At 45.7% G+C, this 11,576-nt stretch carries 16 protein-coding genes; all 16 read right to left on the minus strand.

Annotated elements, in window-relative coordinates; all coding sequences use genetic code 11:
* Window positions 1-2: 2 nt before the first annotated feature.
* From fliQ to fliG, 16 genes are read right to left on the minus strand one after another with little or no spacing between them, the layout of a single operon-like run.
* Window positions 3-272, minus strand: coding sequence for a flagellar biosynthesis protein FliQ (gene fliQ, locus C5I45_RS11325; protein WP_003154234.1), 270 nt, complete (start codon window positions 270-272; stop codon window positions 3-5).
* A 14-nt stretch (window positions 273-286) separates the two neighbouring features.
* Window positions 287-952: a flagellar type III secretion system pore protein FliP gene (fliP, locus tag C5I45_RS11330; protein WP_003154235.1), complete on the minus strand. Its 666-nt coding sequence runs from the start codon at window positions 950-952 to the stop codon at window positions 287-289.
* The gene (fliZ, locus tag C5I45_RS11335; RefSeq protein ID WP_003154237.1) at window positions 945-1,598 is read right to left on the minus strand and encodes a flagella biosynthesis regulatory protein FliZ; all 654 of its coding nucleotides are present in this window, start codon (window positions 1,596-1,598) and stop codon (window positions 945-947) included. Before fliZ ends, fliP begins: the two co-directional genes overlap by 8 nt.
* Before the next feature lie 14 nt (window positions 1,599-1,612).
* On the minus strand, window positions 1,613-1,975 hold the full coding sequence (gene cheY, locus C5I45_RS11340) for a chemotaxis protein CheY (RefSeq protein ID WP_003154238.1): 363 nt from the start codon (window positions 1,973-1,975) through the stop codon (window positions 1,613-1,615).
* Between the two features lie 26 nt (window positions 1,976-2,001).
* Window positions 2,002-3,138, minus strand: coding sequence for a flagellar motor switch phosphatase FliY (gene fliY, locus C5I45_RS11345; RefSeq protein ID WP_003154239.1), 1,137 nt, complete (start codon window positions 3,136-3,138; stop codon window positions 2,002-2,004).
* Window positions 3,128-4,126: a flagellar motor switch protein FliM gene (gene fliM, locus C5I45_RS11350; protein ID WP_003154240.1), complete on the minus strand. Its 999-nt coding sequence runs from the start codon at window positions 4,124-4,126 to the stop codon at window positions 3,128-3,130. Before fliM ends, fliY begins: the two co-directional genes overlap by 11 nt.
* A gap of 33 nt (window positions 4,127-4,159) precedes the next feature.
* Window positions 4,160-4,579, minus strand: coding sequence for a flagellar basal body-associated protein FliL (gene fliL / locus C5I45_RS11355; RefSeq protein WP_003154241.1), 420 nt, complete (start codon window positions 4,577-4,579; stop codon window positions 4,160-4,162).
* Window positions 4,576-4,791, minus strand: coding sequence for a swarming motility protein SwrD (locus C5I45_RS11360; RefSeq protein WP_043867090.1), 216 nt, complete (start codon window positions 4,789-4,791; stop codon window positions 4,576-4,578). Before C5I45_RS11360 ends, fliL begins: the two co-directional genes overlap by 4 nt.
* Window positions 4,792-4,830: 39 nt before the next feature.
* On the minus strand, window positions 4,831-5,607 hold the full coding sequence (gene flgG / locus C5I45_RS11365) for a flagellar basal body rod protein FlgG (RefSeq protein WP_003154244.1): 777 nt from the start codon (window positions 5,605-5,607) through the stop codon (window positions 4,831-4,833).
* Window positions 5,608-5,631: 24 nt separating this feature from the next.
* Window positions 5,632-6,072, minus strand: a complete 441-nt coding sequence (gene flgD / locus C5I45_RS11370) for a flagellar hook assembly protein FlgD (protein WP_003154247.1) — start codon at window positions 6,070-6,072, stop codon at window positions 5,632-5,634.
* The gene (locus C5I45_RS11375) at window positions 6,073-7,416 is read right to left on the minus strand and encodes a flagellar hook-length control protein FliK (RefSeq protein ID WP_014305004.1); all 1,344 of its coding nucleotides are present in this window, start codon (window positions 7,414-7,416) and stop codon (window positions 6,073-6,075) included.
* A gap of 6 nt (window positions 7,417-7,422) precedes the next feature.
* Window positions 7,423-8,037, minus strand: a complete 615-nt coding sequence (locus C5I45_RS11380; protein ID WP_015388236.1) for a MotE family protein — start codon at window positions 8,035-8,037, stop codon at window positions 7,423-7,425.
* 11 nt (window positions 8,038-8,048) lie between these two features.
* Window positions 8,049-8,492 carry a flagellar export protein FliJ gene (fliJ, locus tag C5I45_RS11385; protein WP_003154253.1) on the minus strand — a complete coding sequence of 148 codons (444 nt, stop codon included), beginning with the start codon at window positions 8,490-8,492 and terminating at the stop codon, window positions 8,049-8,051.
* Between the two features lie 5 nt (window positions 8,493-8,497).
* A complete protein-coding gene (fliI, locus tag C5I45_RS11390) occupies window positions 8,498-9,814 on the minus strand; it encodes a flagellar protein export ATPase FliI (RefSeq protein ID WP_025851273.1) in 1,317 nt (438 codons plus the stop codon).
* On the minus strand, window positions 9,811-10,566 hold the full coding sequence (fliH, locus tag C5I45_RS11395) for a flagellar assembly protein FliH (protein ID WP_025851275.1): 756 nt from the start codon (window positions 10,564-10,566) through the stop codon (window positions 9,811-9,813). Before fliH ends, fliI begins: the two co-directional genes overlap by 4 nt.
* Window positions 10,559-11,575: a flagellar motor switch protein FliG gene (fliG, locus tag C5I45_RS11400; RefSeq protein WP_003154256.1), complete on the minus strand. Its 1,017-nt coding sequence runs from the start codon at window positions 11,573-11,575 to the stop codon at window positions 10,559-10,561. The genes fliH and fliG overlap by 8 nt, the downstream gene beginning before the upstream one ends.
* Window position 11,576: the final 1 nt, after the last annotated feature.

Here is an 11,576-nt window from a genome sequence, read left to right on the forward strand (position 1 = left end):
TTCTACCCTGCAAATCGGTTCAGATGAGAGAACAAATCAGTTGTGAACGAAAGAATCGTCGACAGCATCCAAGGACCGAAAAAGATCAGTCCAAGCATCACCGCCACGATTTTCGGAATGAACGCAAGCGTCTGTTCCTGGATTTGAGTTGTCGCTTGAAAGATACTGACGAGCAAACCGACGATCAGCGCGATCGCAAGCAGCGGCCCGCTGATCATTAGTGTTACATATACGGCTTTTTCCGCCATGGAAATTACAAATTCTGAACTCACAATTAGCACCTACCCTAAAAGCTGTCAAGCAAAGATTTCACGATTAAATACCATCCATCGACCAAAACGAAAAGCAATATTTTAAAGGGCAGAGAGATCATAACCGGCGGTAGCATCATCATTCCCATTGACATTAAGACGCTCGCCACGACCATATCGATAATTAAAAACGGAATAAAAATCATAAAGCCCATTTGAAAAGCGGTTTTGAGTTCTGATATCGCATAAGCAGGCACCATCGTCGTCAAAGGAATATCCTGAATCGATTCAGGTTTTTTCATTTTGGCATAGTTCATAAACAGCGCCAGATCCTTCTGCCTTGTATGCTTGCTCATATACTCTTTAATCGGCTTCTCGGCTTTTGTATATGCTTCATCGAGACTGATTTTGTTGTCCATCAGCGGCGTTAAGGCTTCCTTATTAATCTCTGAAAAAGTCGGCGCCATAATAAAAAACGTCAAGAACAGCGCAAGGCCGATTAAAACCTGGTTCGGAGGCATGTTCTGCGTCGCCAGTGAGGTTCTCACAAAAGACAGAACGATGACGATTCTCGTAAAGCAGGTCATCAAAATCAGAATCCCCGGCGCTACTGAAAAGACAGTCAAAAGCAGCAGTAATTTAACAGTGGAGCTGACTTCGGTCGGACTGCTTGAATTAAAAAGATTAACGAATTCATTCATGATGATAAGGGCCTTTCTTCTTTCCTTCAGAACGGCTTTGTTTCAGCTCGTTCAGCTGTTCTTTCAGCGCTTTTGAAAACGACGGAAGCATCGTTTGCGGCTTTTTTTCTCCATCCTTACGCGGATTTACGAGCTTGGTCCATTCCACTTTTGAAGACATCGACTCTTCGTATTGGCTCAGAATCGCCTCGCGCTCTTTTTCATCTTCAATTTCTTTTAAAAGCTGTATCGTTTCGCCCACACCGACTACGAGAACGCTGTTTCCCACTTTAATCAGCTGCACGGAACGATTTTGGCCGACTGACGTTCCGCCGATATTTTCTACATATTGAAACGGCTTCAGCAGACGGTTTCTTCTATTCATCAGTTTGACAAATCCATAGATCAGCAGAATGACGAATAATAACGCCCCGATCATCTTTACAAAATCAAAAGCGGAGACAGAAGATGCAGAAGCATCCCCTATCTCTTGATCAGCCGTTTGTTTCGATGTATCGCTTTTTTTCTCTGTTTTGTTTGTTGATTGTTTGTCAAACCATTCGTTGACGGTGGAATTATCAGACTCCGCCGCAAAAGCAGGGAACGGATGTACATTGAGTAAAACGAAACAACAAATCAAAGCTAGTAAACCATGACTCTTTTTCAACAGTCGTACACCCTTTAGCTTAATGTTTTATTAATGGCTTCAAGCACGCGGTCCGCTTGGAACGGTTTCACGATAAAGTCTTTTGCGCCGGCCTGAATCGCGTCAATAACCATTGACTGCTGGCCCATAGCCGAACACATGATGATTTTCGCCTGCGGATCGATCTGTTTAATTTCCTTTAGAGCTGTAATCCCGTCCATTTCAGGCATTGTAATATCCATTGTCACTAGGTCGGGGGAATGCTCTTTGAATTTTTCGACTGCCTGCGCTCCGTCTGAAGCTTCAGCTACAACGTCAAAACCGTTCTTCACTAAAATATCCTTGATCATCATTCTCATAAATGCTGCATCGTCTACAATTAAAATTCTGTGTGCCATAATCTGTTTCTCTCCTCTATGTTCGCTTATTTTAAATTGTTAAGGCGGTCTGCCTGACTTAAAATATCAGTGACTCTCACGCCGAAGTTTTCTTCTATGACAACGACCTCGCCCTTTGCCACGATCCGCTGGTTGACCAGGATGTCAACAGGTTCACCAGCCAGCTTGTCAAGCTCAATAATGCTTCCCGCAGAAAGTTCAAGGATTTCTTTGACGCTTCTCTTCGTTCTGCCGAGCTCAACCGTAACGGAAAGCGGAATATCCATCAGCATATCAAGGTTATTCCTTGATCCTTGCGCCGCTTCGTTATGATCAAACGCCTGGAATTCTACCGGAGCGACTTGAACAGGAGCAGCTTTTTTTGCGGTTCCCTGTCTCTTCGGAAGCTCGGGTTTTGCCTGCGGCTCCGGCTGCATGGCAGGTTCCGGCTGCGGCGTTTCGTATGTTTCCTGTGGTTCTGATGCGGTTTCTGCGGCCTCTGACTCATGCTGGTCTGCAGTCATCAGGTCTGCGATCAGATCTTTCGCAAACGTAATCGGATAAAGCTGCATGATGCTCGAATCGATTAATTCGCCGACTTTCAGACGGAATGACACTTTTACGAGCAGGTCATCCTCAGGTATTCTGTCGGTCCCTTTTTCTTCCGTCACATCCAGAAGTTCAACCCTTGGCGGAGAAATGTCAATCTTTTTACTGAATACGGTCGACATTGACGTAGCAGCCGAGCCCATCATTTGATTCATTGCTTCCTGCACGGCGCTCAGGTGGATTTCACCGAGTGACGGATCGGCGCCCCGGCCGTCTCCGCCGATCATCAAATCCGCGATGATGGCCGCGTCGCTTTGTTCGACGACGAGCAAATTGCTGCCGTCAAAGCCTTCTGTGTAGTTCACTTCAATGGCAACATACGGATGAGGAAATTCATCACTGATTTTGCTTTTTGAAATGACGGTCACACTCGGTGTCGTAATGTCCACTTTTTGATTTAAAAGAGTGGACAGCGCCGTAGCCGAGCTGCCGAACGAAATATTCCCGATTTCTCCGATCGCATCGCGCTCAAGTTCAGACAAGTTCGCCTCTTGAGGCTGTTCTGTATCCTCTGACTGACTGCTTGTGCCGTTAAGAAGAGCATCGATTTCATCTTGAGATAATCTATTGTTCATCTTGTTCACCTCTTATGTCGTGATCTAAAATTTGCACTGCCTGTCTTCGATTCACCCGGCCGGCCTGCCCTAAAAACTTCGGTTTGTTTCCGACCAATACAGTAAGAGGATCAGTCACTGATTTGTCCAGAGTTATACAGTCCCCGACTTCCAAACTTAAAAATTCTTCTATTGTCAGTTCAGAAGCGCCCAAGAGAGCCACAACGGGAATTTGAGCCGTCATGATGCGCTTTTCAAGCAGCTTCGTTTCTTCGGGCTTCGCTTCATTCCGGTCTGATTGCATCCAATAATGTACGGAAAGCTTAGGGATAATCGGCTCAAGTACGACATGGGGAATACAAAGATTAATGACACCGCTGATTTCACCTATCTGTGTATTGAGAGAAATGACAACGACTGTTTCATTTGGGGAAACCATCTGTACAAACTGAGGATTCACTTCAAATTCAGTCATTTCAGGGTCAATATCAGCAATCGATTGCCAAGCTTCTTTGTAGTTGCCCAGTGCATTTTCAAATAAGTTAGAAATAATATTCGTTTCAATTTCCGTAAGGCTGTCAGCTTTGTTATGAGTGATGCCGATGCCTCCCATGACGCGGTCAAGCATTGCGTATGCGATGGTGGGATTAACCTCCATCATGATTCTGCCTTCCATCGGATGAACATCGAATAAATTTAAAATCGTCATGTTCGGTATGGAACGGATAAATTCTTCATACGGCACCTGGTCAACTGAGCTGACGGATATATGAATATACGTTCTGAGCTTGGCGGAAAAGTGTGTTGTGAGAAGCCTCGCAAAGTTATCATGTATCCGGGTTAAACTGCGTATCTGATCTTTCGAGAATCTGAGAGCCCGTTTAAAATCATATACCTTTACTTTTTTCTCTTTAACTTCCTTTTTCAGCTCTTCCGCATCCGCCTCACCCGTGGAAATGGCGGAAAGCAGTGCGTCTATTTCATTTTGGGAGAGAACTTCTCCTGACATTTTCTTCACCTCCGTATTCTGTCAAATTTGTTTTTATTGCAGATTAAAGGAGGTAATGTACACTTTCTGAACTTTTCCTTCTTGGAGATAGCTGTTTACTTTCTCTTTTAATGATTGTTTAAACGCTTCTCTTCCTTTATCTCCCTCAATCTCTCCGGCGCTTGTGTCAGCTAAAATGGAAATGATGTTGTCTTTCACCTGAAAATCGCGTTTTTCAAGTTCTTCCTTCGCTTTAGCCGAGTCGGTTTCAAGCTTGATGCCGATACGGATGATGCTGTCAGACTTTAAGTTTGTCGTGATATCGTCGACAGACACAGTGGCTGCAACGACTTCGTCAATTGTCGGCTTTTTATCTTTGCCGGAATGTCCGCTGACGACAAAATATGCTGCCGTTCCGAGGCCGGCGATGACAATTAAAATAATCAGCAAAATGATGACTAATTTTTTCTTCATTCTTCTTCCTCTATTCCCTGATCCAGTGAAAATATTTGTATGCAATGGTAAAACGATATGACTTTTTTGAGAACTGCTTCTTCCGGTTCTTTCACTACGAACTTTTTGCCGTTGGACAGTGTAATCGTCGTGTCGGGGAAGCACTCAATCTGTTCGATAAACAGCGCGTTCAGCGTAAAAGGCTGGCCGTTTAAACGGGTGACTTGAATCATGCAATCCGGAGAAGCGGCCTAACCGCCTCTCCTCCCTCCTTACCGTTTCAGATTAACCAGCTCCTGAAGGATTTCATCTGAAGTCGTAATGATTTTTGAGTTTGATTGGAAACCGCGCTGAGCAACGATCATTTCGGTAAATTCATCTGTCAGATCTACGTTTGACATTTCAAGATAGCCTGCCAAAAGCTTACCCGTTCCGTTTTCGCCCGGAGTGGTGACTGCGCTAGCAGCTCCTGAACTTAATGATTCTCTGTAAAGGTTGCCTCCGATTTTTTCCAGACCGGCGCTGTTAGGGAACGTGACCAGACCGATTTGTCCGGCATCATGAACCGCATCCCCTGCATCAGTGTATGTAACGGTTCCGTCTGCACCGATGCTGTAATCTTTCGCATCAGTCGGAATATTGATTTTGCCGCCGCCGATTTTTTCAAGGTAGTACCCGTCAGTCGTAACAAGGTTGCCTTGATTGTCCTTTCCGAAATTCCCCGCACGTGTGTAAACGATTCCCGAACCTGTATTAATCTGAAAGTAGCCGTCTCCGTCAATGGCTAGGTCGGTTTTATTCTGTGTAGCCTGCGGGGCGCCGGTTGAATGAACGACATCAATGGAAGAAGTCGCGGCACCCAAGCCGATTTGTTTTGAATTGGTCACGTTTGAACCGCCGGCGACTGTCTGGCTGATCATATCTTTAAATGTAACGCGGCTTTTCTTAAATCCCACTGTGTTGACATTGGCGATGTTATTGCCGATTACATCTAGTTTTGTCTGAAAGTTTTTCATGCCGCTGATACCGGAATATAATGAACGTAACATGTTAAATTCCCCCTGGGTTTCTTTTTATTTAGATGTTTCGCTGACGGCCGTGACATTCCACGGACTGACCTCTTTGCCGTTTTCAAGCACGAGCACGTAATTGCCGTTTGAATGCTTGACTGAATTGACTGGGCTTGTCTGATCCTTCCCGTCGCTGTCGCTGAATGTGACATTTTTGCCGATCCAGTTCACATACATCGTAAACGGATCTTGATTTTCTACAAATTTAGTCATCGTCGTATTCATATTCATCATTTGTTCCAATGAAGAAAATGTCGCCATCTGGCTGATGAATTCTTTGTCATCAACCGGATTGAGCGGGTCCTGGTTTTGAACCTGTGTCATTAAGATCTTCAGAAATTCGTCTTTCCCTAAATTCGTACTGCTGTTTACTGCGGAGGTGCTCTTCGCGTTTGAAGTGGTTGAAGCGCCCGCCGCGGCATAATCCGAGTTTACTGATGTCACCTATTCTTCCTCCATTTCATTGAGAGAAAGCTCCTCCAGCATATCTCCGAAATCGCCTGACTGCTGCTTGTTCTTCTGCTCTCTCTGTCCCTGATGCTGCTGTTTATTGTGATCGGCCGTCTGCCCGTAAACAGGCTGCTGATCCCCGCCTTGAAGCGGGACTGTAAAACGGTCGACCTGGACCGACATATTCGGAAGCGACTGTTTCAGCTGAGGAAGATGCTGTTCCAGCAGCTCTTTCGCGGACTGGCTGGATGCGATTATTTTGCTTTGAAACATCCCGTTTTCGTTTGTCACCTTAATTGTGACAAATCCGAGGTTCTCGGGATTAAGACGAATCGTAAAGCTTCCGGTTGTTTTCCCGAAAGGCGTGTATTTCATCTGTTTCCAGCCGCTGATGACCTGATCCGTTAACGGTTTATTTTCTGCCGGCTGCTGTTCAGCTCCTGCGGACGCTTGCTGAATGCCGGCAAGGCTTCTCGTTCCCGAAAACAGTATATGTGCAGACAATTTGCTGTCAGGCGCCTTTGCGTGAGAAACCGTGCCGCCGTTTTGCTGTTCCGTTTTCCCGGCTGACTCTTGGGATGATTCAGATGATTGAGATAACACAAAAGCTTTCAGCTCAGTTTCAGCCATATCCCATTCCTTTGTTCCCTTTTGAGAAAGGCCCGCAAGCTGCTCCGCGACGCTTTGAAAGCTCTTCAGCTCAGCGGCTGTCATGGAGTAAAGTTTAGATGCAGATTCGTTTTTCGGAAAAAATGTCTGCCGCAGGTCTTGAATCACGCGGTCCGGAACGCCTTGTTTTTTCAATGCCTCTAATAAACGGGCGCCTTCCTGGTAAACCGCCTTTGCCTGCGTGCTGTCCGGCAGTTCCTGCTGAGATGTGAAGAGCTGGGATACGGCTTCTTGAATGAAAAGCAGGCCCTTCTCAAGCGCATCCTTGACGGAATCCCCGTCTTTTGCGGAAGAATCCGGCTCATTCGTTTCAGGCTTCGCCCCATGCTGTTTTCCCGCTAACATGTCTTCAACGGATTCGGCAAGCTGTTTCAATAAAGGAAGAGCTGTTTCAGCCGTCTGCTTTCCTTCAAGAGCTTTTACCGCCTCAAGCAGCTGTTTAAGCTGCAATTCTTTATCTTCCGTGCCGGCTTTCAGCCAATCACCGATTTTCGATAGGGCATCATTCAGCTCTGCGTCACTTGTTTTTGTTTCATCTCCGGGCTGCCGGGGAGAAGTGATTTCCGACAGGAGCCAGTTCTGAAATAGACCTAAGCTGTTTACATTCATCTTCACATTGCTGTTTTGCGCAGTCTGCGTACGATTACCCGTTAATTCAAGCAGCTTCAACTTACATCACTCCTTATTTCCGTCAGCGGATAGTTTTTCTGTATATTTAGCCGCTTGTTCAGGAGTCATTTTCGTCAAGATTTCAGCAAGCTGCTTTTTACTTAATCCGTTTAAAATATCGAGGGCTTCTTTTTCTTTCAGCTTTACGATAATGCTTGCCGCTTTACCGCTGTCCATACTTTTATAGATGTTGATCATTTTATCTTTTCCGGCTGAATCCGAAGCGTCTTTTTTCGTTTCATCCGTCTTCGTTTTCTGCTGCTGTTCAGCTTCCTGTTTCAGCGAACGGATTTTCTGATTCAGATTATCGATTTCGGACTTGCTTGTATCTAAATCTTTATTCAAAATGTTAATTTCACTTTTTTGTTCCTTTATGGTCTTTTCAAGAGAAGCCGTTCTGTCTTCCTTCTGCTTTTCCGCCGCGCTTTTCATTTCTTTCGTTTCGGGAACCAATTCTTTTAAAACAGGCGTTTTAGCGGCTGTTTCCTGAATCGGCTTCATCACATCAACGCCGGCAGCCCAAAGGATGATGCTTGCGACGATGATCAGAAAAATCAGCGGGATCATGATAAAAAGCAGGATTGAACCGAACTTTCCAGATCTCTTTTCTTTATCGGCCATTTCATTCGCTCCTAATGCCCCTGAATCATAAACTGCTTGATTGAAATGTCGTCCATTTCCCTCATCTCTGCAGCTTTGTCTTCAAGTGCGAACATATTAAATTGTTTTTCCCGCATTTTTTCAAATTTCTTTACTTCAATGTTTTTTTCGGTGAGCTGTTCCTGCTTCTCATTCATTTCATTTCGTTTCATGATGACAAGCTTTTGATAATGATAGATGGTGTTCTCAAGATTGGAAACGAATTGCTGATAATGTCTCATTTCCTGAACGCTCATCCCGCATTTCAGCTTTGATTCTTTGTCTTTTTCGAGCAATTCTTTTTTGCTCATATTTTCATATAGTTTTTCAGCCACTGTCTCAAATTCAGAAACCGATTGTCTGTATTCAGTCAATGTTTGGTCTTTTTCATTTTCTTTTAATTCCAGCAGCTTTTGAAATCTGAATTGGTACGCCATGATGTTTATTCCTCTTTTCCTGTCAGACTCGTCAATGCCGCAATGCTGTCTTCCAATTGAGCAGGTTCTTCCGTTCCTTGTTTTAAAAATTGAATAAGCTGCGGATAAAACTGAATCGCTTCATCAATTTCTCTTGATGACCCTCTTTTGTAAGCTCCGATATTAATGAGATCTTCAGAGTTTTGATAAGTTGACAGAAGATCGCGGAATTTGTTGGCCGCCTCTATGTGCGCTGTGTCTGAAATATTGGACATGACCCTGCTGATGCTTTTCAGGATGTTCACAGCCGGGAACTGTCCTTTGTTGGCAAGCGCCCGATCGAGAACGATATGCCCGTCTAATATTCCGCGCACCGTATCGGCAATCGGTTCGTTCATGTCATCTCCGTCAACGAGAACCGTATAAAAAGCGGTTATCGTTCCTTGTTCATTTGCGCCCGTTCTTTCCAGCAAACGGGGCAAAATAGCGAACACAGAAGGTGTATATCCCTTTGTTGTCGGCGGTTCTCCCGCTGCCAGGCCGATTTCCCGCTGAGCCATCGCGACCCTCGTGACGGAGTCCATCATGAACATCACATTCCGGCCTTTATCGCGGAAATACTCCGCAATGGCGGTGGCCGTATACGCCGCTTTCAATCGCATTAACGCAGGCTGATCAGAGGTCGCGACTACGACTATCGAGCGTTTCAGGCCTTCTTCGCCTAAATCCTTCTCGATGAATTCACGCACCTCGCGCCCCCGTTCGCCGACAAGTGCGATAATGTTTAAATCAGCTTCAGTCTGCTTCGCAATCATTCCCATCAAGGTGCTTTTTCCGACTCCGCTTCCGGCAAAAATCCCGATTCTCTGCCCTTTTCCTACCGTCAGCAGACTGTCAATCGATCTGACGCCGACACCCATCTTTTCCCGTATCGGCGGGCGTTTCATCGGGTTTGGCGGCGGCTGTTCCGTCGAAACGGGGGACAAACCTTTCGGAAGCGCCCGGCCGTCAAGAGGTTCGCCGAACGCGTCGACAACTTGTCCGATTAAACCCGCCCCTACTTTGATGCGGAGCGACTCGCCAGTGGCCTCCACAATGCTGCCCGGCGCGATGCTGGCCGCTTCCAGATAAGGCATTAGCAGAATGTTTTCATCCTGGAAGCCTACAACCTCAGCTTTAATCGCTTTTTTCGCATGGCCTTTCGGATAAATGAGACAAACATCTCCGATTGAGCTTTCGGGCCCTTTTGATTCAATCATCAGCCCGATGACCCGTTTAACCTTGCCGTAGCGTTTGTACGGATCCGCTGTTTCAATTGAGTCTATTAAATACTGTGTCCTCATTGCTCCGCTCCCGCCTCAAGCGCCGTTAAAAGCTTTTGCTTTAATTGCATCAGCTGGGTGTCTATGCCTGCATCAACACGTCCAAACGGAGTTTCTATCGAGCACGTTCCCTTCGCGGCTTTTTCATCGGCATATAAGCTTAATCTGCATTCTTTGTATAACAGCTGCTGAATTTCGTCCATATGCTGATGAACCGTCTCATAATATTCAGGGTCCACATAGATGGAGATGTCATCATAATCTTTTACTTCGGCTACTACCTGTTTGACCAGCAGAAGGAAAGCCTCTTTATCGTCACTTTTTTGCCGCCATACTTTTTTAGCGAGCGCAACGGAAAGCTCAATAATTTCTTCCTCAGCGCTTTCCAGTTTTTCCTCGACTGACTGTCTCGCCATTTCCATAACGGCATTGGCCCGGCTGATGAGATTGGCATATTCTGCTTGAGCATCGGCTTTTCCCAATGCCATGCCTTCTTTATATCCTTCTGCCTTCGCTTCTTCAATCAATCTTTGTTTTTCTTCCGCCCAGCGGTTTTTCGCTTCTTCAATCTGCCGAAGAGTGTGATCCAATTGAATTTTCGCTTCTTCAGAAACCCTGTCGGCTTCGGCCTTGGCAAAGGCCATGAGCGCCTCCGGGTTTTCAGGTTCCTCCCGGTCTGGCTGGGAATGTGTTTTCCTGACTTCCTGCAAGGAAAGCTTGCGCCGTTTTTGTTCAGGAGAAAATGATGATTGCTGTTTAATGATATTAGACAATAATATCGTCTCCTCCGCCTCGCGCGATTACAATTTCTCCGGCTTCTTCCAGCTTGCGGACGACGCCCACGATTCTTGATTGCGCCTCTTCCACATCACGCAAACGCACAGGCCCCATAATTTCCATTTCCTCTTTAAATGTTTCAACCATACGCTGTGACATATTGCTGAAGACAATCTCTTTGACTTCCTCGCTCGCAACCTTCAATGAAAGCAGGAGGTCGTCGTTTTCAACATCTCTGATCACGCGCTGAATCGCACGGTTATCAAGGGTGACAATATCTTCAAAGACAAACATCCGTTTTTTGATTTCATCCGCCAATTCAGGATCTTGGATTTCTAATGAATCAAGGATCGTTTTTTCCGTTCCTCTGTCTACGCCGTTTAACACTTCAACAACGGCTTCTATGCCGCCGGTCTGCGTATAATCCTGCGTAAAGGAGGAGGACAGCTTTTGTTCAAGGACCCGCTCCACTTCATTTATGATTTCAGGAGACGTTCTGTCCATAACCGCGATCCTTCTTGCCACCTCAGCCTGAACGTCCGGGTTCAGCTCAGACAAAATCTGTCCGGCCTGCACCGGGTCAAGGTAGGATAAAATCAGCGCCATCGTTTGCGGATGTTCCTGCTGAATAAAATTTAAAATCTGTTCGGGCTCCGCTTTTCTCGCAAAATCAAACGGCTTTACCTGCAAAGAAGAGGTGAGCCTGTTTAAAATGCTTACCGCTTTGTCTTCTCCGAGCGCTTTTTCAAGCACTTGGCGGGCGTAATTTAAACCGCCTTGTGAAATATAGTCCTGAGCGATTGCGATATTATGAAATTCTTCAATGATTTCATCTTTTCTTTGATGATCGACGCTTCTGACTCCCGAAATCTCGAGAGTCAACCTTTCAATTTCTTCTTCAGACAAATGCTTGTACACAGAAGCTGATACATCAAGGCCTAAGGAAATCATGAGGATGGCTGCTTTTTGTTTTCCTGTAAGCTTGTTCTGATCACGTTTCGCCATT

The organism is Bacillus sp. ZY-1-1 (genome assembly GCF_003047165.1).
Taxonomy (GTDB): Bacteria; Bacillota; Bacilli; order Bacillales; family Bacillaceae; genus Bacillus; species Bacillus velezensis.